General features: G+C 58.9%; 27 protein-coding genes and 3 tRNA genes. 6 read left to right on the top strand and 24 right to left on the bottom strand.

Annotated features, from left to right (window positions below; translation table 11 throughout):
* Positions 1–75: 75 nt before the first annotated feature.
* Positions 76–1,491, top strand: a complete 1,416-nt coding sequence (locus H8790_RS10785; protein ID WP_187332506.1) for a sodium:solute symporter family protein — start codon at positions 76–78, stop codon at positions 1,489–1,491.
* 12 nt (positions 1,492–1,503) lie between these two features.
* On the top strand, positions 1,504–2,385 hold the full coding sequence (locus H8790_RS10780; protein ID WP_187332505.1) for a nitrilase-related carbon-nitrogen hydrolase: 882 nt from the start codon (positions 1,504–1,506) through the stop codon (positions 2,383–2,385).
* A gap of 169 nt (positions 2,386–2,554) precedes the next feature.
* Here the strand turns inward: H8790_RS10780 and H8790_RS10775 are convergent, their stop codons facing one another.
* Positions 2,555–3,004, bottom strand: a complete 450-nt coding sequence (locus H8790_RS10775; protein WP_187332504.1) for a flavodoxin family protein — start codon at positions 3,002–3,004, stop codon at positions 2,555–2,557.
* Positions 3,005–3,412: 408 nt separating this feature from the next.
* Between H8790_RS10775 and H8790_RS10770 the strand changes: the two genes are divergently transcribed.
* Positions 3,413–5,206 carry a glycerophosphodiester phosphodiesterase family protein gene (locus tag H8790_RS10770; protein WP_187332503.1) on the top strand — a complete coding sequence of 598 codons (1,794 nt, stop codon included), beginning with the start codon at positions 3,413–3,415 and terminating at the stop codon, positions 5,204–5,206.
* Positions 5,207–5,245: 39 nt separating this feature from the next.
* Here the strand turns inward: H8790_RS10770 and H8790_RS10765 are convergent, their stop codons facing one another.
* From H8790_RS10765 to H8790_RS10745, 5 genes are read right to left on the bottom strand one after another with little or no spacing between them, the layout of a single operon-like run.
* Positions 5,246–6,451 (bottom strand): hypothetical protein, encoded by a 1,206-nt coding sequence (locus tag H8790_RS10765; RefSeq protein ID WP_187332502.1) that lies wholly within the window; start codon positions 6,449–6,451, stop codon positions 5,246–5,248.
* A complete protein-coding gene (locus H8790_RS10760; RefSeq protein WP_187332501.1) occupies positions 6,451–7,593 on the bottom strand; it encodes a hypothetical protein in 1,143 nt (380 codons plus the stop codon). Before H8790_RS10760 ends, H8790_RS10765 begins: the two co-directional genes overlap by 1 nt.
* A complete protein-coding gene (locus H8790_RS10755) occupies positions 7,590–8,444 on the bottom strand; it encodes an ABC transporter ATP-binding protein (RefSeq protein WP_187332500.1) in 855 nt (284 codons plus the stop codon). The genes H8790_RS10760 and H8790_RS10755 overlap by 4 nt, the downstream gene beginning before the upstream one ends.
* Positions 8,431–9,177, bottom strand: coding sequence for a hypothetical protein (locus H8790_RS10750; protein ID WP_187332499.1), 747 nt, complete (start codon positions 9,175–9,177; stop codon positions 8,431–8,433). The genes H8790_RS10755 and H8790_RS10750 overlap by 14 nt, the downstream gene beginning before the upstream one ends.
* Positions 9,170–9,715: an RNA polymerase sigma factor gene (locus H8790_RS10745; RefSeq protein ID WP_187332498.1), complete on the bottom strand. Its 546-nt coding sequence runs from the start codon at positions 9,713–9,715 to the stop codon at positions 9,170–9,172. The genes H8790_RS10750 and H8790_RS10745 overlap by 8 nt, the downstream gene beginning before the upstream one ends.
* Positions 9,716–9,882: 167 nt before the next feature.
* Here H8790_RS10745 and H8790_RS10740 point away from each other — a divergent pair, with 167 nt between their 5' ends.
* Both H8790_RS10740 and H8790_RS10735 read left to right on the top strand, forming a co-directional pair.
* Positions 9,883–10,107 (top strand): hypothetical protein, encoded by a 225-nt coding sequence (locus tag H8790_RS10740; protein ID WP_187332497.1) that lies wholly within the window; start codon positions 9,883–9,885, stop codon positions 10,105–10,107.
* A gap of 60 nt (positions 10,108–10,167) precedes the next feature.
* Positions 10,168–10,386 (top strand): hypothetical protein, encoded by a 219-nt coding sequence (locus tag H8790_RS10735; protein ID WP_187332496.1) that lies wholly within the window; start codon positions 10,168–10,170, stop codon positions 10,384–10,386.
* Positions 10,387–10,491: 105 nt separating this feature from the next.
* Here the strand turns inward: H8790_RS10735 and H8790_RS10730 are convergent, their stop codons facing one another.
* The 18 genes from H8790_RS10730 to H8790_RS10645 all read right to left on the bottom strand — a co-directional run bounded on the left by H8790_RS10730 (position 10,492) and on the right by H8790_RS10645 (position 25,951).
* A complete protein-coding gene (locus tag H8790_RS10730; RefSeq protein ID WP_187332495.1) occupies positions 10,492–11,445 on the bottom strand; it encodes a LysR family transcriptional regulator in 954 nt (317 codons plus the stop codon).
* Positions 11,446–11,510: 65 nt separating this feature from the next.
* Positions 11,511–12,503: an asparaginase gene (locus H8790_RS10725; RefSeq protein ID WP_187332494.1), complete on the bottom strand. Its 993-nt coding sequence runs from the start codon at positions 12,501–12,503 to the stop codon at positions 11,511–11,513.
* 57 nt (positions 12,504–12,560) lie between these two features.
* Positions 12,561–13,841, bottom strand: coding sequence for a TRAP transporter large permease (locus tag H8790_RS10720; protein ID WP_187332493.1), 1,281 nt, complete (start codon positions 13,839–13,841; stop codon positions 12,561–12,563).
* A complete protein-coding gene (locus H8790_RS10715) occupies positions 13,842–14,318 on the bottom strand; it encodes a TRAP transporter small permease (RefSeq protein WP_187332492.1) in 477 nt (158 codons plus the stop codon).
* A gap of 60 nt (positions 14,319–14,378) precedes the next feature.
* A complete protein-coding gene (locus tag H8790_RS10710; protein WP_187332491.1) occupies positions 14,379–15,425 on the bottom strand; it encodes a TRAP transporter substrate-binding protein in 1,047 nt (348 codons plus the stop codon).
* A gap of 59 nt (positions 15,426–15,484) precedes the next feature.
* Positions 15,485–16,462, bottom strand: a complete 978-nt coding sequence (locus tag H8790_RS10705; RefSeq protein ID WP_187332490.1) for a cucumopine synthase-related protein — start codon at positions 16,460–16,462, stop codon at positions 15,485–15,487.
* A 29-nt stretch (positions 16,463–16,491) separates the two neighbouring features.
* Positions 16,492–17,685: a metal-dependent hydrolase family protein gene (locus tag H8790_RS10700; protein WP_187332489.1), complete on the bottom strand. Its 1,194-nt coding sequence runs from the start codon at positions 17,683–17,685 to the stop codon at positions 16,492–16,494.
* 365 nt (positions 17,686–18,050) lie between these two features.
* Positions 18,051–18,127 (bottom strand) — tRNA-Val (locus H8790_RS10695).
* Between the two features lie 13 nt (positions 18,128–18,140).
* A tRNA-Glu gene (locus H8790_RS10690) sits at positions 18,141–18,215 on the bottom strand.
* Between the two features lie 65 nt (positions 18,216–18,280).
* Positions 18,281–18,357, bottom strand: a tRNA-Met gene (locus H8790_RS10685).
* A gap of 217 nt (positions 18,358–18,574) precedes the next feature.
* Complete coding sequence (locus H8790_RS10680; protein ID WP_187332488.1) at positions 18,575–19,861, bottom strand: L-cysteine desulfidase family protein; 1,287 nt, start codon at positions 19,859–19,861, stop codon at positions 18,575–18,577.
* Positions 19,862–19,988: 127 nt separating this feature from the next.
* Positions 19,989–20,882 (bottom strand): DMT family transporter, encoded by an 894-nt coding sequence (locus tag H8790_RS10675; RefSeq protein WP_187332487.1) that lies wholly within the window; start codon positions 20,880–20,882, stop codon positions 19,989–19,991.
* 28 nt (positions 20,883–20,910) lie between these two features.
* Positions 20,911–21,627: an L-2-amino-thiazoline-4-carboxylic acid hydrolase gene (locus tag H8790_RS10670; RefSeq protein ID WP_187332486.1), complete on the bottom strand. Its 717-nt coding sequence runs from the start codon at positions 21,625–21,627 to the stop codon at positions 20,911–20,913.
* Positions 21,596–21,844, bottom strand: coding sequence for a hypothetical protein (locus H8790_RS10665; RefSeq protein ID WP_187332485.1), 249 nt, complete (start codon positions 21,842–21,844; stop codon positions 21,596–21,598). The genes H8790_RS10670 and H8790_RS10665 overlap by 32 nt, the downstream gene beginning before the upstream one ends.
* Entirely contained in the window at positions 21,844–23,154 is a 1,311-nt protein-coding gene (locus H8790_RS10660) for a divalent metal cation transporter (RefSeq protein WP_187332484.1), read from the bottom strand. Before H8790_RS10660 ends, H8790_RS10665 begins: the two co-directional genes overlap by 1 nt.
* A gap of 19 nt (positions 23,155–23,173) precedes the next feature.
* Positions 23,174–23,485 carry a 2Fe-2S iron-sulfur cluster-binding protein gene (locus H8790_RS10655; RefSeq protein WP_187332483.1) on the bottom strand — a complete coding sequence of 104 codons (312 nt, stop codon included), beginning with the start codon at positions 23,483–23,485 and terminating at the stop codon, positions 23,174–23,176.
* 11 nt (positions 23,486–23,496) lie between these two features.
* A complete protein-coding gene (locus H8790_RS10650; protein ID WP_187332482.1) occupies positions 23,497–25,257 on the bottom strand; it encodes an FAD-dependent oxidoreductase in 1,761 nt (586 codons plus the stop codon).
* A gap of 214 nt (positions 25,258–25,471) precedes the next feature.
* Positions 25,472–25,951 carry a MarR family winged helix-turn-helix transcriptional regulator gene (locus H8790_RS10645; RefSeq protein WP_187332481.1) on the bottom strand — a complete coding sequence of 160 codons (480 nt, stop codon included), beginning with the start codon at positions 25,949–25,951 and terminating at the stop codon, positions 25,472–25,474.
* Positions 25,952–26,279: 328 nt separating this feature from the next.
* Here H8790_RS10645 and H8790_RS10640 point away from each other — a divergent pair, with 328 nt between their 5' ends.
* Positions 26,280–26,462 (top strand): hypothetical protein, encoded by a 183-nt coding sequence (locus H8790_RS10640; RefSeq protein WP_187332480.1) that lies wholly within the window; start codon positions 26,280–26,282, stop codon positions 26,460–26,462.
* Positions 26,463–26,470: the final 8 nt, after the last annotated feature.

Here is a 26,470-nt window from a genome sequence, read left to right as displayed (position 1 = left end):
TGTGAATATATGGTTAAGTTTTCCGGCGGGAGGCCCGCTTTGATATAGAGAGACAAAACATTAAGGAGGAAAATCATGAGTCAGACAGTCATCATCATTCTCGCAATTCTCATTACCCTGGCACTTACTTATGGACTCAGCATGGTGCTGACCCGGAAAAAGGAAAAGGACCAGAGCGTCAGTGTAGACGACTGGGAAGTCGGCGGGCGTGAACTTCCCCTGTACGTGGTGGTGGGCACCCAGTTTGCCACCGCCATGGGCGGCGGCATCCTGGTGGGCCAGGTGGGCAACGGATTCAGCAACGGCTTTTCCGTCATGCTCTACGGCATCCTCTGCCAGCTGTCCTTTGTCATTTTGATGTTCATCGCCAAGTGGCTGCGCGATCACCAGTTTGCCACCGTGCCGGAGATCCTGCTGCACTACACAGGCCCCAGCAAAGTGGTGCGTATTCTGGCCGGCATCATGACCATCGTGGTGCCCTTTGGCTGGTGCTGCTCCAACCTGACGGCCTTTGCCAAGCTGTACACCACCATCACCGGCATCCCCATCAATGTGCTGATCTGCGTCATGGCGGCGCTGTGCCTGCTGTTTGTGCTGCCTTCCGGCCTCAAGACGGTTGCCTGGACGGACTTTATCTTCGGCTGCCTGATGGTGATCGTGGGCACTGCGGTGGCCATCGTCACGGTGAATATGGCCGGCGGCATGAACCACATCATGACCACTGTGCCTCCCGAGATCGTGGAGCTGCCCGGCTCTCTTTTCAGCGTGGGCCTGTCCACCACGGTTTTGTGGATTTTCTCCCTGACGCCCGGCGGCTTGACCAACCAGATGTACTACCAGCGCATCCTGGCCTGCAAGGACACCAATAAGGTGAAAAAGAGCCTGCTGATCTCCGCCGGCTGCGCCCTGCTGGCCTATGTTTGGGCTGTGATCGTGGGCCTGGGCGTCCGCTCCATGAACCCCTCCCTGGAGAGCGAAATGGCGACCGGCTGGCTGATGAATGAGATGCCCATCTGGTGTGTGGCCATCTTCTCGGGCCTGGTTGTCTGCACCATTCTCTCCACCATCAGCTCCGGCGTTCAGTCCGTGGTGGTAAACCTGAACCGGGACATCTACCGTGTCCTCAAGCCCGACGTGGATGAGAAGAAGGCCGTGCGGATCTCCCGTGTGCTGTCCGTGGTGGTGCTGATCTGCGCCGCTGTGCTGGCCATGTTCTTCCCCCAGGTGCTGAGCCTGCTGGTTTTGACCTATTCCTATTCCGCCGCCGGGCTGGTGTGCCCCATCTTCCTCAGCTACATCCTGCGCAAGAAAGGGATCATCACCAAGAACGGCGTCATTGCCGGCATGGTGGCAGGCATTGTGGTCTGCGCCGTGTCCATGCAGTTTGAGTCCGTGGTGCCCTATGTCATCTGGGGCTGCCTCGCTTCCGGCGTTGCCATGGTCGTGTTCAGCAAGCTGGATCATAAAAACCCCGTTTATCAGGAGCTGTAAGGAGGATCTTTCATGGAAAAAAATCAGTCCCCGGCGCGGGTGGCCTGTGTCCAGATGGATGTTGTGCAAGGTCAGGTGGAGCAGAATCTTGCCACGGCGCGCAGGATGGTCGAGGAGGCCTGCGCCCAGGGCGCCACGCTGATGGTGCTGCCTGAGCTGTTCAACACAGGCTGTGTCTTTGACAACCGGGCCCAGGTGTTTGCCGTGGCGGAACCGGTGCCCGGAGGGCAGAGTACAGCCCTCCTTCTGGAGCTGGCCAAGGCCCATGGCGTATACATTGTCGCCTCCCTTGTGGAGCAGGATGGGCCGGACCTTTTCAATACGGCCGTGCTGGCCGGGCCGGAAGGACTGGTGGGCAAATTCCGCAAGCTGCATCCCTGCGAGGATGAGGTCTACTGGATCGAGCCCGGAAACCTGGGCCTGCCGGTATTCCACACCCCCATCGGGCGGATCGGCCTTTTGATCTGCCTGGACGCGTATTACCCTGAGACCTTCCGAATCCTGGCCATGCAGGGGGCGGATGTCATCTGCGTCCCCTTCAACGCAGGCGATGTGAAGGAGTCCAGGCATCTGCCGGATCCCTATTACACCATGGCCTCCACATTGTGCATGGCAAACGCCCTGTCCAACCACGTCCTGGTGGTGGGGACGGACCGGGTGGGCAGGACCGGCTCGGTGAAGTTTGCCGGCCAGAGCGTCATTGCCGACCAGTGGGGTGCGCCCATTGCAGGCCCGGCCGGCAATGAACGGGAGGAGATTCTCTACGCCGACGTGGACCTGTGTGACAGCCGCCGCAAGTATTTCCACCCCACCAACAGCCGCCTGGCCAACCGGCGCACCGATGTCTACAGCGCCGACCTTGGGTATTGTCCGGAGAAGTACCGGAAGCAGTAAAACTTACACTCTCCTTTCTCTTATAGTTTCCCTTGCCTCAGTCCCCGGACTTTCGTCCGGGGACTGAGGCGTTTTCAGCAGTCGGCGCAGTAAAATGCTGAGAGCAAAAGGGCTGCCCCGCCGGGACAGCCCTTTCCTTGATCAAAAAAGCGTGGACGGTGAAAATCTGCTATTCCCGGGTGATGCGCCGGACGAAGTCCCGGGCCCGCTGAAGGTCCTTTTCGCTGGGACGGCCCTTGGAAATTCCCCCAATTTTCCCAAATACCCCAAAGGTATCATAGCCCGGACACTGGAAGCTGCCCGCCCAGCATACGCCCTTTTCCATCAGCAGCTTTCGCATGCCCCTGGTGTAGTCACGGTAGGAGGTGCCGCAGGTGTCCGCAAGAAAGACCCTTTGGTGGGGCGCAAAGTCGGTGTCATTCACATACGCCTTCAGGGCGTCATGGAACGATTGGTGGTATATGCCGGACGTCAGGCCGATGACATCGTAGCCGGAGGTGTCGGGGGCATCCTCCTTTGTGAGATCGACAAGGTCAGCGCCGATGGAATCCGCCATGCACTCCGCAAGGCGTTTCGTGTTGCCGTGATGCGTGGACACGTACAGTATGATTGCTTTCATCCGATGACCTCCTCAGGCCCTGTGTGTTTCTGTGCATCCCAACCAACAAGCAGGAGGGCGTTTCCCCGCCTGGAGCCGTAAAACCAGCGCGGCCGCGGCTGGGCACGCAAACGATCTGCTGCGGCGATGGAGGCGGATCGGTCCGCCCCTCACGTACAGCCTGCAAGTCAACCATATAACCTTTTTGACGGCCTGTCAACATGTTTGCAGAATCGGCAGCCGTACGCATCCCTTGAAAGCCTGTGCTGACCGGCAGAAAGGGCCCCAAAAGAACGGCTCTGACAAAAAACGGTAGGCTTTTGCAAGCGGCGGTGCATAGAGGGGGAGAAACCGGCAAAGGCTGTAAGAAAGAGCGCCTGTATACAGCACGAAAGGCGTCTTTACACATCTTGGGAAGGGGGAGCATCGATGAAAGAGCGCATTCAGACCGTATGGGAGATGGCGTTTTACAATTGGAGTGTGCTTTTGTGCTTTGAGATGCTGTATCGGGGAGCTGGGTTTCTCCTCCTCTTTCCTCTGCTCCGGGCCATCCTTGGCAGCCTGCCTGGCCTGGCGGGCGAGGCTTTTTTGAGCCAGGAGAACTTATCGCGGCTCTTTGAGCGCCCCCAGGCCCTGTTTGCACTCCTGGGCGTGGCATTTCTGGCCGGGCTTTTCATTTTCTTTGAGCTTGCCGCCCTGTTCCTCTACTGCGACAGGGGGTGGCGCAGGGAGAAACTCACGGTCTGGGGACTTTGGAAAGAGACGGTTCTCCGGACTGCGTCCCTGCTGCACCCGAGGCGGGTGATGGCGCTGGGGGTGCTCCCGGCCATGATGCTATCGGTTTTTGCGATGGAGAGCGGGTACCTGCGCAAGGTGCGCATCCCGGAGTTCCTCTCCGAATACATCGCCGGAGAGCCGCTGCTGCTGTGCCTTTTTCTGCTGTTTATCCTGGGGACTCACCTTGCGGCCTTTTTTTACCTCTTTGGGTTTCCGGTGCTTCTGCTGGAGGGGGGATCATTTCCGGACTCCTGGCGGGAGAGCCTGCGCCTTCTGCGGGGCAGGGCATGGCGGAGCGCGGGGCGGGTAGCTGGGTATGCCCTGCTCTCCCTTACGGCGCTGTGGGGAGCCGCGGCCGCCGCTGTTTCCATCTTGGCCCTTTGGCTGCGGTTTTTCATGGGAACGGAGGCGGGAAGAGAGGAGTTCCGGGCGTGGCTCCTCTCCTTGGGAAAAGCCTGGCCCATTGCAGCAGGAGCGCTGTTCTCCACGCTTTTGTCAGCAGTGGTTGTGATGCTGTTCCACCAGTACCGGGGCGATGCCCGGCCCCAGTGGGCGGCGCTGCGTCCCAGCGGATTCGTGGCGGCCCGGCGGACGGCCGCCGCCCTTGGCACGCTGGCAGCTCTTCTTTTGTTCAGCGAGTCGGAGATGGGAGGCCGCGCCTGGTACACGGAAGGTGAGACAGCCTGGGTGGTGGCCCACCGGGCCGGGGCCGCGTTCGGGCCGGAAAACACGTCCGCGGCGCTGGCGGGCGCCATTGCATCCGGTGCGGATATGGCGGAAATCGACGTGCGGCAGCTGAAGGACGGAACCTTGGTTGTGGTTCACGACGCAAACTTCCGGCGCACTGCGGGTGTGGACCTGGCGGTCAAGGACGCGGATTACCAGCGGGTGGAGCAGTTGGACGCGGGCTCCTCCTTCTCCACGCGCTTTGCGGGGGAGCCGGTGCCCACGCTGGAGGAGCTGCTTCAGACGGCAAAGGGCCGCATCCGGCTGATGATTGAGCTCAAGGCCGATGGCCGGGAGGATGGATTGGTGGAAGAGACGCTGCGCCTGGTGGAGAAGTGGGATATGGAGGACCAGTGCGCCATTGCCTCCACCAGCCTGCGCCACCTCAAAGAGGTGAAGAAGCTCTGCCCCAATATGGCCACCGTGTATATCTCCGCAGTGCTCCTCTCCCGGGCCTATGACTTGGAGTACGTGGATGCCTACAGCGTGGAGACCACCGCCCTGACCCGGGAACTGGTGCTCCAGGCCCGCTATCAGGGCAAGCAGGTGTTTGCCTGGACCGCCAACACGGAGCGGACCATTCGAAAGATCATCGAATGCGGGGCGGACGGCATTGTCACGGACAATCCGGAGCTGGCACGGTACTGCCTGAACTCCATGGAAGAGACCCTGCTTCCGGATGCTCTTTGCGACCTCTTCTTTCCTGTAAAAAGCGCCTGAGGGATCGTTTGATCTCTCAGGCGCTTTGCATGGAGGGGGTCAGAGCGTACGACGCCGCTGCCTGGCGCAGGACAGAATGCATAGCCCCAGGCCAAGGGAGAGAAGCGCAGCCATAAGGACGGCCTCCCCTCCGGCGCAGACCCAGACGCCGCCCCCAATTTCCCTCCGGAGGGGGCGGAAGAAGAAAGGTGCGTCCAGTATCCATGCGCCGGCCAGGGGACCCAGGATCACAAAGAGCGGCAGCGACTTGAGCAGCATGGCCACATAGTTGGCGCTGTATTGGGAGAGGAACACCGTCAGGGCGGCGGCGGTCATGGAAAGGGCAAGGATCAGCCCCATCAGGACAAGGAGATAGGTGCCATAAGTCCAGTTGAACCAGGGCACGCTTCCGCCCCAGAGGCTGTAGAGCCTGCAATCACGAAAGGCCAGCGGCCCCTTGGAGAGGAACGGCAAGGCGTAGAGCGCAGCGTTGATCACGAGGAGCATCAGGGCGGACAGGGCGGCGGCTCCCATCTGGGCGGTCAGAACCCGCCTGCCCCGGCGGGAGGTCCATTGCAGGGCCCGGGTCCGCCGCAGCCGGTCCCGAACCAGAGTGGGAGAGAGCAGCAGCACCGTGCTGAGAACGGCCCACACCGCCAAATCCCTGGCGTACTCGTTGGTGGAGGACATCACCCCGATGGGCAGATAGCCGGAGCGCAGGTCCGGCTGGGCGAGGGCGCCCAGGCGGCGGATCATGGAGTCCGTGTAGCCAATGTCCAATAGGTCCTGGCGGGAGGGTTCTGTCTGATCGCCATAGCCCTGGAGGAACTGTTCCAGTGAGGTGATGGTATAGTAGTTGGTATTGTTCATCACCAGATGGATCAGCCGCTCCGTATCCATGTCGGCCTGGCCGCCGTCCTCTGAAACGGCATCGTAATAGCTGCTCTGAAAGGAGAGGAAGGCGCTATAGTCAGTGAGGCCGGCCTCTGCGGCCGACGGGATGGCCGCGGCCCGGGTTTCAAAAAGGGCGATCTCCTCCGTGAGCTGCTCTTTGATCTGCGGAAGCTCCTCCGGCTCGATGGTGGTACCGAACCGCTCCACCCAGGCGGCGGATAGGTCAAACTGGGCCTGGGCGGAGGGGCCGTTGCAGAAGTAATCGATGTAAAAGACCGGAAAGAGGAAGTAGTACAGGACGCCCAACAGAGCGATGGCGGCCACAATGCCGCCCTGCCAGATTTTTTGAAGCTCCCATTTGAGAAGTTCCATCACAATAGGTCCTTTCTGTTGGTTTGCCGCAGCGCCAAGGCCGTCCCGGCCCCCGCAAGCAGCAGGCTGCAGACCGTGCCCACCGTCTCCTGCCAGGGCACGGCGGCGCTGAGCCCCAACTCTGTAAACCAACCCCCCATGCAGAGCCAAACGCTGGTGGGCTGAAAGCAGGAGAGAAAGTAGAGCGGCCACAGCTTTACCTGGGCCAGCAGGGCGGTGAGGCTGAGCCCGCCGGCGCACAGCAGGATCAGCGCCAGGGCCGCGCCATAGGTGTTCCGGATTAAGATGCCGCACACCGCCGCCAACAGGGAAAATGCCGCACACAAAGCCGCGCCAAGGGCCAGCGCGGCGGCAAGGTACCCCGCCACCGTGAAGTCGGCCCAGGTGAGGAAGGGACGGGTGTAGAGCATGTCCGTGAGGTAGTTGAACTGACTGGACACGCTGGCGCCCCACACGCCGCTGTAGTCCCAGAGGGCAAAGTAGGGCCCCAGGGAGCCTATGCTTAGGAGCGCGTACAACGCGACAGACGCGCTGAGAGCGGAGCGCACCTTGACCCGCCGCAGCGCCCTGCCTGTCCGGGCAGTGAAGGCCAGGCCTCCGGTCCGGAAGATCCGCTCATAGCCCAGAAGGTACAGCGTGGCCAGCATGGAGAGCATGGCCCCCTCCGCCACCACGGCGCGGAGCAGGGTGGAGAAAAGAAACTGATGGCTGTCGTGGGTGATGGGGCCGGCATACAGGGTGAGCGCGGCGTCTTTTTCCGCCAAGTGCGCCGTCCGGCTGGAGAGAAGGCCGTATTTCCACTCCATCCACCGGGAGGCCAGGGGGGAGGAGGAAACCACCCCTTTGTAGAACTCCGAAAGCTCTCCCGTATCGTAGGTCTCAAAAATGTCCTCCAGTCCGGCGGCGGAAGCGATCAGGATGTCCCGGCTTTCACCGGCGGGACGCCGGGAAAGGCCCTCCAGAAAGGATGGGGTCACCTGCTGGCCCAAGTCCCCTGCAACTTTGGACGCATCGCAGAAAAAGTCCCGGCCATAGGAGTGTTCCAGAACCAAGAGCAGATTGAACGCAAGGCAGAGCGCCAAAAACGCCCACAGGGCCGGCAGGCAAAAGAGCTTTCTCCACTCATAGGATGCCTGTCTCAAAGCTGCCCCTCCTCCCGGTAGATGGCAAGGAATGCGTCTTCCAGCCCCGGTGTCACCGGTGCGGCGTTTTGAGGCGGCGCATCGCTCAGGATCCGAAGCACCGTGCCGCCGTCCCCCTGGGCCTCGCTGAGAAGGTGCTGCCCGGCGGTGAGGTCCGTGCCTGCCGGCACCTCAAAGACCTTGCCCAGGAACCGGCCGCAGATGGCGGCGGGGCTTTCGCAGCAGAAAAGGCGGTGATTCCGGAGCAGGACGATCTGGCTGGCGATGGTCTCAATGTCGGAGACGATGTGGGTGGAGAGGATGACAATGCGGTCCTTGGAAAAGCCATGGATGAGGTTGCGGAACCGCACCCGCTCCCGCGGGTCCAGCCCGGCGGTGGGCTCGTCCAAAATCAGAAGCTTTGGGTCGTTCAGCATGGCCACGGCGATGCCCACCCGCTGTAACATTCCACCCGAAAACTTTTTCAGCTTCGTGTCCATTGAGTCGGAAAGCCCCACCATCTCCAGGAGGGAGGCGATGCGCCGGTCCGCCTCCTGGCGGGGGATACACTGCAGCGCGGCGGCATAGCGCAGAAACTGCCTGGGCGTATAGTTGGGATAATAGCCGAACTCCTGGGGGAGGTAGCCCAAAAGGCCCCGGTAGTCTCCCCCCATGCTCAGGATATCCTCCCCGTCCCACAGGATCTGGCCCTGGGTGGGGAAAAGCAGGGTGGTGAGCATCTTGATGAGGGTGGTTTTGCCCGCCCCGTTGGGAGCCAGCAACCCGTAGACCCCTGGGGAGAAGGTCAGGGAGATGTCCTCAAGGGCGGTAAAATCGCCGTAACGCTTGGTCACATGTTCAACTGAAAGCATATGCGCTTCCTCCTTCCGTTTGATGCAGGCAATAGCGGCGCAGCTCCAATAGGTAGAGGGCCAGCCCGGCTGCGGCCAACAGGAAAAAGACCGCGGTGGGAAGCTGGGTGAGCCAGGCCGCGGCCCGCTCGCTGCAAAGGGGCACCGCCCCAAGAACGGCCCAGGCCGCCGGCGCGGCCAGCAGGCCCGGGAGACGGCGCAGCCTCTGGAAGAGGAGGGAGAGGGCGCCGTAGAGAAACAGGCTGGAGCAGGAGAGGCCGAACATCCAGAGAAGGGAGGGGGCGCCATGGGTCAGGGCCCATAGAAGGCCGTCCACCGGCACGCAGATCACAACTGACATACTGCCAAACACCAGCATCCGCAGCGCGGTCATGGCCCGGAAGGAGACACGGCAGGTCCGTTTCCACTCCAGGGTGCCGCTCTGGCCCTCCTTCCAGGCGGTGAAAAGCTGCAAGGAGGCGTAGAGGGCGGGGGAGAGGAGAAACAGCACCGGGGCCAGACGGCCCTGCTGTGCCGCGGCGGCCATGGGAATGAGGCAAAGGGACAGCGCCAGGGCCGAGAGGAACAGGCAGTCGCCCACGCCCCAAAAGAGCGGCCGCAGCCCGACGGTATGAAGCACTTCACTCAGGCTCCGCCGCAGGCCCTGCGGGGCGCTCAGGCCCTCGCTGAGAAGCCGCGCGATGGCCAGGGTTTTTTCCTCTTCCGTGGGCATGGGGATGTTTTGCTCATCCATAGGGGTCAAACTCCTTTCTCAGCCGTCCCATCAGACGGTAGTAACGGGCCTTGACCGCCGCTTCCGGCTGCTCCAGGGCCGCAGCGATCTCCGGGAAGGTCTGCTCCCCGTACAGGCGCAGGCGGAAGACGGCCTGGGTCTGCGGGTCCAGTCCGGAGACATAGGACTCGATCCGGGAGAGAAGGTCCCGATCCTGCACCCGGGCGGCAAAGTCCTCCTCCAGGGGCAGCTCTTCCAGGGGCAGCCCCTCCAGCGGAACGATCTGGGGGCTTAGGCGGCGCCGGGCGTCGATCGCCTTGTTGGAGGCGATGCGGTAAAGATAGGTGCGGAAGGACGAACGCTCCGGGCGGTAGGAGGGCAGGGCGCGCAGCACGGCCAGGAAAATGGTTTGGGTCAGGTCCATGGCGTCTTCCTTGCTGCCGGTCTGCCGGTAGGCAAACCGGTAGAGCTCGTCGTAGTAGGCGCGGATGAGCTGGTCCGCCGCAGCCCGGGAGCCCCGGCGCTGAATCTCCCGGATCCACTTTTTCTCTTGTTCCACCCGCTCACCGCCTTTATTTTTATATTCGTATTTCAGCGTACCATCGTTGCGGAAAAAGGAAAAGAATTTTCTGAAGGATGAAGAGGAAACGCGGCCCGCAAAAGCTGGTGCGGACCAATCGCTGCCCTGCGGCATATCCTGTGGTGCGGAGATTGGAGGTGGCAAGTATGACCATGCGGGCCATCGTGACCGGCGTACAGCCTGGACGGCTGATGGTACTGGACCTGGAGACACGCCAGCGCATTGCTGTCATCACACCCAGCGCATGCCGGTTTCGGCAGGGGAACCTGATCCGCATTCGATACAACGGCGTCATGACCACCAGCATTCCGCCCCAGATCTTTGCGCAGAGCATCTCTGCGCTTCCATGGGGCGGGCCCCGGTGCTGCTGAGCCCAAGGGACGCCGATTCAACAGATGATCCTGTTCTTTCTTGGAAAGGAGAAGTACGATATGGAAATGTCCGCAGAAACTACGATGTGCGCAACGGTGTGCAGAGTCCACCGCTGCTGCCTGTGCGTATGCGATCACTGTTCCCAGCAGGAAGTGATCGTCCACTATGACCGCGCCTGCTGCTTCCGCGTGGGACAGCGGGTCTGCATCCACTACGACGGTACGATGACCAGAAGCATTCCCCCGCAGATCAATGCGACCTGCATTGAGTGCCTCTGACCAAAGCGGCCGCGCGGCAATAAAAGGGCCACTGAGAGCATCGCTTTCAGTGGCCCTTTGCCAATATCCATTCGATTTACCTGGAACACTGGTATGCCTCGGCACTCAATAGAGGTTCCACGCCAGCTGGGCTTTTTCCTGCTCAATGATACGGACAAATCCGCGGGCTGTGGCGGAGAGATACTTGCTCTTCAGGTAGTTCACACACATGTCCTTGGGTGGGAACACATCGCTGATGGGGGAGAGGAACACACGGCCGTCCTCCCTTGAACCGATCTGGTTGCGGTATGGCAGCAAAAACACCTCCGGGCAGACCATGATGCCCAGCCCGTTTAGGCACAGCGGCACCAATACGCTGAGGCTCTTTGCCTTCAGGACTACCTTGGGCAAAAATCCCTGTTCGCCGCAGGCCTCGTAGAACCTGCGGCCCAGCCGCGTCTCCACATCCATTGCAAGAACAGGGCAGTGCCGGACATCCCTGAGGTTCATTTTTCTGCTCCCGGACAGGATGTCCCTGTACTCCGCCGGGAAATAGCGGACCAGGATCTGATAGGGAATCACCAAAACCGTCTCCTCTTTCCAAAAGGGGATGCTCTGCATGCTGTTTTTGCTCAAGGGTGGATAGCCGATGAGAAGGTCGATCTTGGCGCGGTCCAACGCAGTCTCCGTCTCCTGGGAGTTCCCCTCGAAGATGGTGAGCTGGATATTCGGGAACTCCTGATGGAATTTTGTCAGGATGGGGGGAAGGTACAGGTTCCCGCGGGTCCGTGTGATCCCAATGGAGAGCTCCCCGTTTCGCAAGTCCTTGATGTCCTGAATCTCTTTTTCCGTATCGGCCACCGCGGCAAGGATTTTCCGGGCCGCCTGCTGAAGACCAAGGCCCTCCTTGGTCAGGGTCAGGGGGTTGCCCCGGTCGAAGAGGGAACAGCCAAAGTACTCCTCCAGCTTTTTGATGTGTCCGCTCAGGGACTGCTGGGTGATATACAGCCTAACTGCCGCTTTTGTGAAGCTCATTTCCTCGGCGGCAACCAAAAAGTATTCAAGAGACAAAAGGTTCATAGTGATGCCCTTTCCATCATGTGCCAAAGGTGACAATTTGATTATAGTATGCACACCGGAAGGAGTCAAAGGCCAAATTCCCCGCAGCAGTTCTGCCGCAGCAGCGCGATGATCTCATCCGTATCCTCTGTGATGGAGAGAATCCACATCAGTTTTGTCAAAAGCGCCTCCCGCGTCATGTTCCCGGCGCATACCGCGCCCTGGTTCAGCGCCAATCGGCCGGTCTCATAGATGGTCATGTCGCAGCGCCCGCGATGGCACTGGCTCGTCACAACCGTCAGAATGCCCCGCTCCCGCCACTCGATGATCTTTGGCAGAAAGCTGTTTCGCAGCATGGGCAGCCCGCCCACGCCGAAGGCCTCCAGTATGATGATTTTATACCTGGCCTCGATGCACGCATCCAGGAGGTCAGGCGAAAGGCCCGGCGTGACTTTCCAAAGGAGGACCCGGTTGTCCACGCGGATGTGCCACTCCGGCCTTCCGGCCGGCGCAGAGGGGTATTCAAAGATACGCAGCTTCCCCTGATGGACACAGCCGACTTCCCTGCGGTTGACGCACTGAAAAGCCGCCCTGGCCTCCGTGTCGCATTTGCTCACACAGCAGCCGGGCATGATCTTCCCGCCGAATACAACATAAACGCCGGTCAGGCCGCTGCTGCACGCCGTGCAGACCGCGTCCAAGAGGTTTTCCCTGCCGTCGCTGCCCTCCTTGGAAATTGGGATCTGGGCGCCAGTGAAGACCACGCATTTCCTGAGCCCAAGCGTCATAAAGCTGACAGCCGAAGAGGTATAGGCCATGGTGTCGGTCCCGTGTACGATGACAATGCCGTCATAGCGGTCTTCCGCGTCCCGGATGGTTTTCGCGATGAGCTCCCAATCCTCCGGCTGCATATTGGAGCTGTCAATGTTCAGGATGCCGGTTAGTTCTATGTCCGCCAGGCCGCGGACCTCCGGCACATAGCTTAGGAGCGCGCTGCCGTCCAGGGTGGGGGCGTACCCGGCCCCGCCGCCTGTGCAGGCAATGGTCCCCCCGGTTGTCAGCAATAAAATCTTTTTCAATATGACTTCCTCTTTTATGAAGGGCAGCGGCACATACGATCTTTTCTGGCGCCCGCCCTACCCGAAGATGAGATGCGGCAGGAACAGTGTGATTTGTGGGAGGTAGGTAATCAGCAGCAATGCCGCCGCCAAGGGGATCCAGAAGGGCACAAACGCCTTCACCACATCGTCGAATTTCATCTTGGAGATCGTCGCCATGACCAGCAGCCCTGTGCCCACCGGCGGCGTGGACATGCCAAGCAGGGTGACGACCGTGTGGATGACGCCAAAGTGGAGGCGGCTGATGCCGAGCGCGTCGATGACGGGCAGCAGCAGGGGTACTGTGATAATCCGGATGGTGGTGGCATCGATGAAGCAGCCCATGATCAAAAGAACGATCAGAATGAGAAGGAGCATGACATATTTGTTCTCCGTCACGCCTAAGAGCAGCGACGTCAGGTTCTGCGGCACGCGCTCCAGCGTCAGCACATAGCCGATGCCGTTGCCCATGCCGATCATGAACATGATGACCGCGGAGTTTTCAATGGTCTCCACAAAGGTCTCCTTGAGATTCTGAACACTCAGCTCCCGATAAAGGAGGCCCACGACGAAGGAGTACACCGATGCGATAATGCCGGTCTCGGTTGCGGTGACGGCTCCGGAGAACAGGCAGGCCAGCAGGATGACCGGAGCCATCAGGGCAAAAAACCCGTGCTTGAAGGTTCGCCCAACCTCACGGAGGTCAAATTTTTGCGGCGGGGGACACGCTTTTTTGCCGCTTTTTGCGATGACATAATTGGCGGCCATCAAGGCGGCGGCAATGAGGACCCCGGGAACCACCCCGGCCACGAAGAGCTCTGTCACAGATACGCCCGCAAGGCATCCATAGACGATGAAACAGACGCTGGGCGGGATGATGGGCCCCAGGATGGAGGAGGCCAGCGTGATCGCCACGGACCAGCCCCGGTCGTATCCCTTTCGGTCCATCGCCTCAATCTCAACCAGCCCCAGGCCCGCCGCATCGGCGTTTGCCGTGCCGGAGATTCCGGCAAAAATCACGCTGGAGATGACGTTGACCTGGGCAAGCCCGCCGTGCATCCAGCTGCAGAGGGACTCTGCAAAGTCGAAGATCTTATTGGTGATGCCGCCCTTGTTCATCAGGCTGGCCGCAAGGACAAAGTAGGGGATGGCCACAAGGGAGTAGCTACCGGCCCCTTTTTCAATCTGCAGGATCAGGGTAGACAGGCTGTAGTGCCCCGCAAAGAGGGAGGCCAGGGTGGAAACCCCCATGCCCATGCTGATGGGCATGCCCGCGATCAGGACCACAAAGAACACCGCGATTAATACAAACGCTGCCATTTACCGCGCGCCCCCTTCCTTTTTTAGCTGCTCTGTCAGTTTTTCGATATATACAAGGCTCATCAGGAGCATGCTGACCATAATGGCCACAGTGTATAAGTTCAGCGGGATGCTGCTGGTGGTCTTGACCTGCCCGATGCGCAGGCGGAACATGTCCGCGCTGAAGTAGAACAGGCACAGGCTGAACAGCGTGACCAGAATGTCCACGGCCATCTTGACCACGCGCTGGGCCTTGCCGGGGAGCTTGCTGAGAAAGAGGTCCACCGAAATGTCGTTTCCTTTGTTGGCGATTTTAACCATCCCGGGAAAGATGAACCACAGCATGGTTAGAAGTGTAAAATCCTGAATCCAGTAGAGGCTTTTGGCAAAGAAAAAACGCATGAAAATCTCATAGGCATTGGTGAGTACGCAGGCCGCAAGGGAGATGCAGGCGATCGCCATCATGGCATCGGCTGTTTTGTTGAGGAAGCGTTTCATGTAACCGTCCTTTCTTGCGCCGGCCAGAGTCCCCTCTGGCCGGCGTTCAGCGGATGCGTCTTACTGGGCGAGTGAAATGTCGACTGTGCCCTTTGGCAGGACCCCGCTCTCCTCCAGGGAATAGTAGAAGTCCTTCAGGACCTCCCGGGCGGGGGCGGTATCCACCTCGACAAACGTGGCACCTTCCGCCTCCATGGCGGCGATCTGCTCGTCAAGGCTTTCATTCATGGCCGTGTCAACGTCCTCCCCGAACTGATCGGCGCACTCTTTCAGGATTTCAATGTATTCAGGAGGCAGCTTTTCCAGCGCGGACTCGGTCCCCACAATGAGGATGGATGAGAGGTACTCGTTGACATTGGCCACATAAGGGGCCACCTGGGTAAAGCCCTCGTTTTTCAAGGAGCCGATTGCGCAGGCGGCGGCCTCCACCGTGCCCTGCTGGAGGGACATGAACACGTCTGACCAGGGCAGGATGATGGGGTTCGCGCCAAGCTTTTCGTAGGCCGTCATGTAGTTGGTGTTTTCAAAGGCCCGCAGGCGGAGGCCCTTCAGATCGTCGATGGTGTTGATGGGCCTGGTGGAGACCAGCACCCGGTAGGGGCCGCGGAAGCAGTTGCGCGCTTCGTTGAGCATGGTAAAGCCGTTGCTGCTGAGTACGTCCATCTGGGTGTCTTGCGCTCCGGACTCCTTCAGAATGGTGCGGAAGGCCTCGCCGTCCGCATAGAGGTAGGGGACTGTGTCGATGTTGAAGATGGTGTCAAAGCGGGCAAAGTTTCCGCTGGCACAGCTGATAAGGTCGATGTTGCCCAGGGATGCGCTCTCGATCATCGTGGCGGGATCGCCAAGCTGGCCGTGTGGAAAGACTTCGATGGTGACCGCGCCGTTCGTTTTTTCGTGGACATTCTCCGCAAACAGGTCGGCGGCAATTGCCTCGGGCGTACCCTCCGCCATCTCATGGGCAAATTTCAGGGTGTAGGACGCTTCCTTCCCGGAACCGCTGGCTGAAGATTGGGGCTCATTGGGATTCGATGCTCCGCCGCAGGCGGCGAGGCCAATGGACAGTGCAAAAGCAAGCGCAAGCGCGGCAAATCTTTTGAAACAAATCATAGTTGTCCATCCCTTCTCAATCTTTGTTTTGGGTTTCTCTTTGAATTGGGCTGTGAGGGTCAATCCTTTGCGACGTAGTGCCTGTACTCGTCCTCAAAGCGGTAGCATGCGCAGCCGATTCCCCAGGGATAGTAGAAATAAGCCCATTGGGCGATCATATTCGTATAGAGGACAAAGGCGTCAAGGATATAGGTGAACTCCTCCTTGGTCAGTGTCTGCGCGGCGATCAGAGCGCGAAACTCCCTTGCATACTCCCGAAGGGTGCGCATGCCGTAGGAGCCCAGCAGGTTGGTGTAGGTCGGGTCAATCTCCATGTAGATTGATTCCAGGGTGCGGACGTCAAACTCCTCTTTGCGGCAGAGGCGGGAGATGGGGTAGAGTGTATACATGGACAGGTCGCGGGACAGCGAGTAGACAAATTCCCAGGTGCTGAAATACTGTCCGCAGGAGCCCATACCGGCATTTTTACCGGTGCGGACCAGCTTGTGCTCCTCAGGCTCCGCCCTGCTGCACTCCATAGCCCGGTCCAGGATTTTTTCCACCAGGGCTTTGACCTCGGCCTTACAGGCGTCCGGGGCCTCCAGGGTGGGCCGGGCATCCTCTTTGGCCGAGTCCTCACCCAGTCTGGAGATGCGGATGTGGAGCTCGTTTTTCGTCATAAAGATGGACTCCAGGGCCTTGCTGCCAATGGTACGGACGGTTTCGATGTCCTCCTCGTCAACCTGCCCAAGGACGGCACCCATGATGTCCTCATTGCACTCGGCGTATTGGACGATCACCTTGTTGCCGGTATTTTGTGAGTAGCGCAGCCGGCCGACGGGCGCCTTGTCAATCCGCTCTTTCACATGGACGGGGGCGTGGCTGAGCAGCGGCGCCCAGCAGTACATGGAGCCGTCTGTGATCACCGCGTTGTTCATGATGGAGTGGATGGGCAGGGCGTTCCAGAGGTCGTCGCACAGTTCGGGGTTTTTGTCGTCGGCCAGCGTGGCTTTGGCGGAGAGGCCCAGGTCGGGCCACTCAAGTAAAATTCGTCTCATGATGGTTTCCTTCCTTTCCGTTTTTCAAGTTACAGGACCGCCTTGCCGTGTAGCCAAACCTGGACGGCACGGTCGATTGTGTCCAGCGACTTGCTGAGGTCGCCGGGGAAAGCGGCGATGTTGGCGTGCCTGCCCTCTTTCAGCAGGCCCAGGTCTCCGCGGCCGATGATCTTGGCGGAGGTGCTGGTGGCGTGCTCGATTGCCTGGACAGGGGTGCGGTTTGCAGCCTGGGCGATCAGGCGGATCTCATCGGAAAGCCGGCCATAGCTGTCCGTGCCGGTTCCCACCAGCAATCCGGCTTCCACGGCTTTGCGTACAGATTCGTTGTGGGGCTGCCAGATGCGCGTTTCAAGGAGCGCCCGGGTCTTCATGCGGGCCTCGCTGACAGGGGGGATGAAGTACGCGCCGCGCATACCGGTCATTGTCGGGACCAGAGGGAGATTGTGCTTGACCATTTCATCGATGCATTCATCGTCCATCATGACGCCGTGCTCCACGCAGTCGATGCCGGCCTGAATGATCCGCAAGATGGCTTCCTTGGGATAGACGTGGGCTGTGGTGGGCCTGCCCGCGTCGTGGGCCACCCCGATACCGGCCTTCAGCTCTTCCAGCGTCAGCTCGGGGTACTTGGGATCCTCCCTGGGGAACTGGTCCAGCCCGCCGCTGGCCATGAACTTGATGAAGTCGGCCCCCTCTTTGAGCTCCTCGCGGACGCCACGGATCATGCCGTCGACGCCGTCTACCTCGTGGGCGTTTTTGTGGCAGTGGCCCCCGGTCATGCACAGCGGCCTGCCGCAGACCATCATCTCCGGCCCAATCACCAGGCCCTCTTGGATGCCGCGCTTGAGGGTGACGGCGGTATAGCCGCCAAGGCCGAAATCACGGATAAAGGTGACGCCCTCCCCCAACATGTCGCGGACGTTTTTTACGCCGTGGAGCAGCATGTACTCCTTGGAGTTGGACATAAATTCTTTGGAGCGCACCGTAACGGGGAGATCAGTGGGATGATCGCGCAGAATCTTGCGGTTTACATGGTCGTGTAGATTCAAAAGGCCCGGGGTCAGTGTTGTATCCCCCATGTCGACAAAGTCGAATTGCTGTATGGAGGCAGGTTGCTGATCGGACACATAGGTGATGGTATCCCCATCCACACCCACATACACAGGGGCCAGGACAGTTTTTCCATCTCCGGTGATCCCGCGGTCCGCTTTGATGTAAAACATTTGGCACATCTCCTTTGATTGGTTTAATTTACAGAAACCCTCTGCTGATTCGAATATAACCCTGCATCTATCAGGAAATCAAACAGGTCTTTCTTGTAAATCGACAGCTGTTTGCCTGTGGGAGCATTGGAGGATGTCTCTCATACGGCAGCACCCCGGATTGTCCCGGATCATCATTCGGGGCTTCGTAGGCGCAGGGTTCCGTGGATGCGGAAACTGCTGTCAGGCTGGACAGAATAAAATCCCCCCAGGGAGTTGTTCCCTGGGGGGATTTTATCTCAAAAGGTAATAAATTCTCATAAGATTTGGTTGGAACTGAGACATAACAAAAGCCCTTGAACCATTGCGGTTCAAGGGCTTTTGCGTGGTGGAGACTGCTGGACTCGAACCAGTGACCTCCTGCGTGTGAAGCAGGCGCTCTAACCAGCTGAGCTAAGCCTCCAGATGAAAGAAAGTGGTGACCCGTACGGGATTCGAACCCATGTTACAGCCGTGAAAGGGCCGTGTCTTAACCACTTGACCAACGGGCCATCTATATCAAGCCCTGCCAAGGCCCGTTTGGGGTTCTCCTGAGACGCACAGCGTCTCAGGAGAATGGTAGCGGCACCTGGATTTGAACCGGGGACACTGCGGGTATGAACCGCATGCTCTAGCCAACTGAGCTATGCCGCCATAAGAAATCCTCGACAGGGCACAAATTACTATACCAAAAAGCAGTGCATTTTGTCAAGGGTAATTCTTAAAAAACGGAAAATTTTTGTCCAAGCCTATTGTTTGTCCGGTTCCCGCGCGGCAGGCACTTTGCAGTTCCGCCAGGGCCTGCAAAAAAGACCCGGCTCGGCCTGTACACAGACCTTCAAAAGCGATGGTAAAGCAGGGCCGCTGAAGATTATTGCTCCACCATCATACGGATGATCTCACTGTCCGTCTCCCGCATGCCCTCCCGGCCCAGACGGCCAAAGTTGCGGATGGAGTTTTCCACGCCGGTGAGCACCAAGCCCTCGCCGCCGTAAAACTGCTGGCCGTTGCGGTACATCTCGAACCCAAGGATGCCTGCCTCCACCGCCATGGCGATCTTTGCGGCACAGGAGGACTTGGCTCCGTCACAGACAATGCCGGAGGTGACGGCCAGCGTATTGACAATGGTGTGGGAGATGACGTCGCAGTCCCCGCCGTACAGGTAGCTGATGCCCGCGCCCGCGCCGGCCCCGGCGCAGACCGCGCCGCAGTATGCGCTGAGCCGCCCGATGTTCTCTTTGATATGAAGGGTGACCAGGTTGGAAATCACCAGTGCGCGGTAGAGCGTCTCCTCATCCGCGTGGAGTTCCCTGGCGTACACGATGACCGGCAGTGAGGTGGTGAGGCCCTGGTTTCCGCTGCCGGCGCAGATGACCACCGGCAGTTCGCAGCCGTTCATGCGGGCGTCGCTGCCCGCCGCGGCATAGGCCTTTGCCCGGATCCGCACGCTGTCCCCGCCGTTTTTGAGCAGTACCTTCCCAATGTTTGCCCCATAGGTGCTGTGAAGGCCCTCCTCGGCGATGCGGGTGTTTTTCTCAATCTGGGACGAAATGACCTCCCTGACGTCCGATAAATCGCAGGTGGTTGCAAACTCATAGATATCCTGCACGTTCAGAAGAGTGTAGTCCGGCAGGTCGGCCTGGATGTCCTGGGTGCTGGGGTGGAGGTCCTTTTCCAGCGTCACCTTGCCGTTGCGCTCTATGTGGACGATGTTGGTGTGCTCGTTGGCAATGCGAACCTTTGCATAGGAGTCCCCATGGAACGCGGTCACAGTGAGGTCAAGCAAAAAGGGGGACTGGGCCATGTGGATGGCCACAGGCGTCTTTTTGAGATACTCCGGCAACAGGTTTTTTGCGGCCTGATCCACATGGGAGATCACCTCAAGCCGGGCGGATGCGTCGCCGCCCAAAACGCCGATTGCGGCGGCCACCTCGATGCCCCGCCTGCCGTCCGTGTTGGGGACGATGACGCTCTTCACATTTTTAATGATGTTCCCGCTGGCCTCGATGTCCAACCGGTCCGGCATTGCGCCTAACTCCGCCCGGGCCACCGCCGCGCAGTATGCGATTGCGATGGGTTCCGTGCAGCCCATCGCACAGACGAGCTCCCGCTGAAGAATCCGCACATAGGTGCTGTATTGGTTGGACATCTTTTCCATGACGTTCTCCTTTTGGTAATCTGCCGCTGAAGCGGCTCTCGTAAAAAGTACCTTCTGTCAAAAAGCGCTTGTATCCCGCGCCCGGCTAAACTGCTTGTTGGAGAGCGGGATACTAACGGATCGTGCGTCAGGCGGGCATGTCCTCTTGCCGTTTCCCGCGAAAATCGCAGATGGAGAGAAGGAACACTGCCGCAAGGATCAGGACAATCCCCAAGATGATCTGCACGCTGCAGGACTCGCTGAGGAACAAAATCCCGCACACCACGCTGGTAAGGGGCTCGAGCACGCTGAATATGGCGGCGTTTTGCGCGCCGCACAGCTGCACGCCCCGCTGGAACAGCATGGTGGCGCCCACAGCGGTCCCCCAGCTGAGCAATAGGGTGTAGAGCCAGCCCTGCAGGGTGAGGCCAAAGGCCCACGTGCCCATCAGGGTGTTGAGGACTGCCAGCACCACCACGCCGCCAAGGTTCAGCCGCAGCGTCAGCTGGAAGGGGGCCAGGGTCTCCTGCACATGGCTGGCCGGCAGATAGGCCACATATCCGGCATAGGTGATGGCGGAGAGCAGCGCAAGCAGAAGCCCCAGGCCGTCCACCTGCTCCCCCACCGTGCAGAAGAGGGCGACGCCCACAATGCACAAAAAGCAGCAGAAGTACTTCACGGGCCGGATGCTCTGCCGGAACATGGCCCGGCAGAGCAACAGCACGATGGCGGGATAGATAAAATGCACCGTCGTGGCAAGCCCGCTTGCAATTTTGGTGTAAGAGATGAATAGAAGGGAGGGGGTCAGCACATAGGTGATGCAGACCAGGAAAAACTTCTTGTCCGGCGCGGCCCGTTCATGGTGCGGGCAGAGCTTCCGGTCCAGTAAATACAGGAGCGGCAGGCTGAGTGCAAACCGGCAGAAGGAGAGGAAGACAGGATTTCCTCCATTGTCATATACTTTTACCGCCCACAGCGGCATGACGCCGAAGAGGACAGCGGCCAGCATGACATAGATCATGCCCTGCATCTGCTTTTTCACGAGAAAACCCTCCACGCTCTACGCAGCGTTAAATCTGTTCAAAATCGGTTCCGCTGTAGGAGTCCAGCACAGGCAAAAAGTCTTTGCCGTAGCGTTCGGACAGTATGGCGCGAACCCGTTCAATGAGGCCGGCGGCGTCCTTCGGCAGCACCTGGGTGATGACGTGGCAGTACATCTGATAGACGTCCGCGCAGTGGTAGGCCATCTCCCGCTTTACGCACTGGCCAGGCTTCAGCCGGGATTCATAGGTGCTCATGAAGTCGCTCTTCACTTCCGGGCTGTGGAAATAGAAGTCACAGGAGGAGTTGAGGTGCATATTCTGCGTGCGCTCGAAACCCATGGTGGGATTGAAGCCGCGGACCACTGCGCCGTCGATTTCCTTGCAGTAATCCACCCCGCACTGCTCACAGTCCATAGCCCGGAACTCCCGGGCCCACCAGCAGTCGGTCTGATGCTCGTGGACTGTGCCGGGAATGGCCTCATAGGTTCCCTCGTCGTCGAGGCCCTCATCGTTGCAGAGCAGCTCGCCATAGGCAAAGTAGGACGTGAGGTCCAGGGGGTTGCCGTCCCGCATGGCCCGCATGGCCATTCTGCGGCCGCGTCGGGCACCATAGGTGCGCCCAGCGGTCATGAAGAGGTCGTATCCCCGCTCGCGGCCGCAAAAGTCCATCAGGACTTTATAGAATGCCACCAGGATTCCGCCGTGGTGGGTCTCAGTCAACAAGATCGGTTGCTTTTGCGTCATCCTGCACCTCCAAATTCGGGAATGCCAGAACCAGGACCAGGGCGATGGTCAGGATCAGGCTGATGATCATAAGCGCCGGGCCGCCGCCCATCAGATAGTAAAGGCAAATGCCGTACGCCAGGGCAAAGTTCACCGCGCACAAAACGAGAGTCAAAACGGAGCGCACACGAAGGGAACCCACTTTGGATTCCAGGAAACTTGACATCTTTTTCGTCATTATGCCCACACTCCTAACTTAGTTAAAACAAAGGTGACGAAGGTGAGGTTGAGAACGACAACGCTGACCAAGACGCCGATGTTGTAGAGGTAGTTCTTCACCACATGCTTTCCAAGGAACTTGCGGTCGTTTGCCAGCAGGAACCAGGACGAGCCGCTGACCCAGGAGAAGCAGGACTGGAGGCCGGCCACCAGGATGACCGCCCACATGGGCTTGCCGATGTAAGCGCCCAAAAAGCCGATCTGCGTGCTGATCAGGCCGAACTTCCACAGCTTGGAGTGGGGGTCCAGGGGTTTCCCAAAGGCGCGGCACAGGGACTGGGCGGCAATGGTGCTCATGCCGATCATGGTAGACACGGTGATGGCCAAGATGCCGATGTAGAAGCCGATCTGGATGCCCAGGCTGGGGATGGCGCCCACCAGGGCGTTGGCCAGGGCATAGGTGTCGTCGGGGAAGGAGCCGCCGCTGAAGGTCACGGCAAACGCCACGCCCACAAAGGTGAGGACCAGCGTCACGGGAACCAGGCCGCCCACCACAAGGTCAAAGTGGGCAAGCTTTTCGTGGGTGGGGGTGAAGTTGCGCTGCTTCATGGCGTAGTGGTACTGGCACCAGTCGCCCACGGCCACCACAGAGATCAGCGCGGCGATGCCGGTGGAGATGCCCTCGATTCCGCTGGGCAGCGTGGGGATCAGCAGACCGTGCAGCAATGCGCCCCAATCCACACCGGTCACAAAGATGACGGCCACGAACACGACCAGCATCACGACGATCAGGATTTTGCAGAAATTCTCCACAAAACGGACCGCCTTATCGTTTTTGCCGTACATCCAGGCAAAGGGGAACGAGAGGGCAAAGATGACAATCCAGTTGATGGATCTGGGGAAGTTGATGTTCACCAGGGCGAACATATTCTCCAACGCATCCGTACCCAAGGCATACTGCCCGAAGGTAAAGGTCACATATCCCAAATAGCACGCGATCAGTCCGGTGACGGCGGAGCCGATCAGCTTATTTTGATACTTGTTCTGGGCGGTGATGACGTCCAGCCTGCTGTGGACGGCAAACTTAGTACCCAGAGTCAGCATGAACATACCGAGCAGATAGGAGTAGAAGGGGATCCACAGCATCTCATAGCCATAAGCCGCGCCCATGGCGGCGACGGATGCGAAGGAGCCGGCGCCAAGGGTGGTGACGGCCTCCAGGAATGCGGGCCCGGTGTATTTGCTGAATCCCTTCCACCGGGTTAAGACAGGTGCTTGATTGAGACGTTCAAGGTCTTGAATCTCATTGAGATTTACCTGTTCACTCATAATTTCCCTCCCTAAATTATCACGCTTCGCAAATTAAGTCCCGGATCACTTTTTTTGAATAGGGCTCCAATGTGATTTGGTTGGCACACACCCTTTCCTTGCAGGCCAGCTTCACCGCGCCGTCCACTTTCACCATGCATTTGCCGCATGCAGCCTGACGGCAGGCCGCGTGGGAGAAAAACGCAAGAGAATGGTCCTGCTTATTATATATTTCTTCCAGGAGATTCATGACAGAAACCGCCGCGTCATCCTCCACCGTCACCGTGTAGGTCTGATATCGGCCATTGCCTGTTTCGGCCCCCCGTAAGATTTTAACTTCAATGTCTCTCATCTCCAGCCTCCTTAGCTCAGCTTTGCGATTACGTCTTCCACATAGGGGATGTAGTCCTTGCGGACTGGCTCCGGGTAGATGTCGGTGTGGACCGGCGGGACCCATTCGGTGTCTAACGCACAGTTTTTGACCACCAGGTTTTTGAGGTAGTTCTCGTTATCCGTATAGAAATAGTCCTCCCGCACATGGACGCCCCGGCTCTCCTTGCGCATGGAGGCCGCCGTGAGGGTGGCCGCTGCGGTGATGAGGCCGTTGCGAAGCTGCAGGTATTCCAGCCACTCCTTATTATATCTGCGGTCCTTGGTGGCAAGGGACACGCCGGGCAGCTCCTTTTGCAGGCTCAGCACGTCCTGGAGGCCTTTTTCCAGGGCTTTGCCGTTGCGCAGGACCGTCAGGGAGGAGGCGGTTGCGTCGTGCAGCGCCTCCCGCAGCTCCACCGGGCTTGCGCCGCCGCCGTTTGCGAAGGGGCGGAGCAGCTCTTCCTCCATCCGGGCAAGCAGCTTGTCGGAGGCCTTGTCCACGTCGGTCTTCCCCGCATAGGAGGCCGCGGAGGCGCCGGCGATGTTCCCCTCGATCAGCATCTCCGTGGTGGCGGCGGAGACCCGGTTGGCGCCGAACATGCCGCCGGTGCATTCGCCCGCCGCAAAGAGGCCGGGCAGCTTTGTCCCCATCTCCTCGTCGATGCGGATGCCGCCCTCGAAATAGTGGGCAAACGGGGCGCAGGTCACGCAGCGGTTGTTGAGGAAAATTTCCATAATGTCGTGGTACATGCCCTTGGACAGGTTGGGGAGGTCGTGATAGAGCTCCTCCTTCAGCTCCTCCGGGGAGAGGGGAAGGGTGTAGTAGACGCCGCCAAAGCGGTTGCAGCGCTGGGAGTTAATCTCCTTTTGCAGCGCGTAGGAAAGCAGCATCTTGTTCCACTCGGTGTCAAGGGCAAGGGCCTCCACCTCGGCAGTCAGGTGGCGCTGGGTAAAGGGCTTGCCGAATTTGTTGACGTATGTACCGTAGCCGGTGGTGTTCATAATGTAGGGCAGAATGTTGCCCTTATACATCGCTGGGTGGAGGATGACCGAGGGGCAGAAGGAGATCATCTCCATGTCGATGAGCTCAGCGCCCGCCCGCAGCGCCGCCGCCGGGCCTTCACCGCAGCAGTCGGTGGGGCCGCTGTTGTTCCGGAAGATGCCGTGGCTGCCGCCGGTGGCGATGACCACCGCCTTGGCGGGGAAGTACTTGATCTCACCGGTGAGCAGGTCCACACAGGTGCAGCCCTTTACCGCTCCGTCCTCCACCACCAGGTCGGTGAAGAGGTGGCTTTCCACATAGGAGATGCCCAACTCCTTCACCCGCCGGAACAGGGAGTCCAGGATTGCGGAGCCGAAAACGGAGATGCCCCGCTCACCCTCCGTGCCCAGGACCTCCATGCCCCAGCCCATCAGTTCACGGATCCGGTCCGGCGCGCCGTCCACAAATTTGTGGATCAGCTTCTGGTTGCCCAGGTAAAAGCCCTCGTGGCAGACGTCTGCAAAAAACTTCTCTTTGGAGTCGTCCTGGTTCCAGTCACTCAGCCCCATCTCGTGGAGGCTGTGGCCGTCGCAGGCGATGTCCGCGCTCAGGTTGGCTCCGGCCAGCAGTGTGGAGCCGCTGCGGTTGATCTTGCCTTTGGCCACAATCAATGTGTTCGCGCCGCCCTCCGCGGCGCTGATCGCCGCGCGCAGACCGCCGCCGCCGCTTCCAATGACAACGACATCAAATGGAGCGCATTTTTCAAGCATATTCGTTCCTCCTGACCATCTTGTTCCATCCAGTTTTGTTTTGTTTCCAACAAAACAAAAATACTCCCATTCCAAAGAAAAGTCAATTACTTGTTGAATGTTTCTATGGAAATGCTGAAATTTGCAGAGTGCTGTAGACAGTTTGCACAAATATGCGAATCATTCTAAAAAAGAGTCCGCCCTCAGGTTGGGAAACGGACTCTTTTCTATAGGATCAGATGGAACTGAGGGACTGGACATGCTGGCCGCACAGATCCTCCATGTAATCCGCATAGCGGTGGAGCACGTCCAGGACAAGCTCTCTGGACGCGTCCGGCAGCGCGTCAAAGTAGGAGTAGAACTCCCGGCCGATGACCTGGTGAAACTCGATGTGCGCCTCAAATACCTTCATGCCGGTCTCGGTGCCCCGGTAGTAGACTTCCTTGCGGTTGCACTTGTCCTTAAAGCAGTCGATCAGGCCCCGGGATTCAAAATCCCTTGTCATTTTAGAGATGGTGCCTTTCGGGATGCCCGTGATCTGGGCCAGCTTTGTGGTGTTGATTCCCGGATGACAGATGATCTTCTCCAACGTGTGCATTTCCCGCGGAAGCAGGCTCACACCGGGGATGTATTCCCGGTGATTGCGGTTATCGATATTGGTGTAACTGCAAATACGGAGTATGGCTTCATCAAACTCTAAACGCCTGTCAGACATATTGAAATCCTCGAATAAAGTAATGATCGTATGAATTCATTCTATCTCAAGTGTTTGGAAAATGCAAGGGATGTCAAGCCTGACATCGTCCTAAATATTCTACAAGCAGCCTGCACCTTTGCCCACAGTCTGCCAATGCCTTAACAAAATGCACCATATGTCGCCATATTATGGATGCTGACACCGCCTTTATTGGCCGCATATCGGATGATATAAGCCGTTCCTCCAGTATCCATATTTTACGGAGTTATAACAACTCCATTTTGGTCTAAGCGCAACACAACCCTCTAAAATAGAGCCATAGCAGCTCAGTTTTGGAGGTTCTATTATGGAACATAAGAAGATCAATGAGAAACATTGTGGCCTGCGGGTTGATGGCGATATTCATGCAAAGTTCCGCCATGCCTGTGGCTTTCACGGCCGTTCCGCAAATGCCCAGATCATCCGGTTGATGCTGAAATTCATTGCAGAATACGAATCTGAGCATGGCAAGATAAAGCTTGAGAAATAATTTAGAGC

This window comes from Oscillibacter hominis (genome assembly GCF_014334055.1).
Classification (GTDB): Bacteria; Bacillota; Clostridia; order Oscillospirales; family Oscillospiraceae; genus Oscillibacter; species Oscillibacter hominis.
The sequence above is the reverse complement of the archived record's forward strand: the minus strand, read 5'-3'. Positions and strand labels throughout refer to the sequence as shown.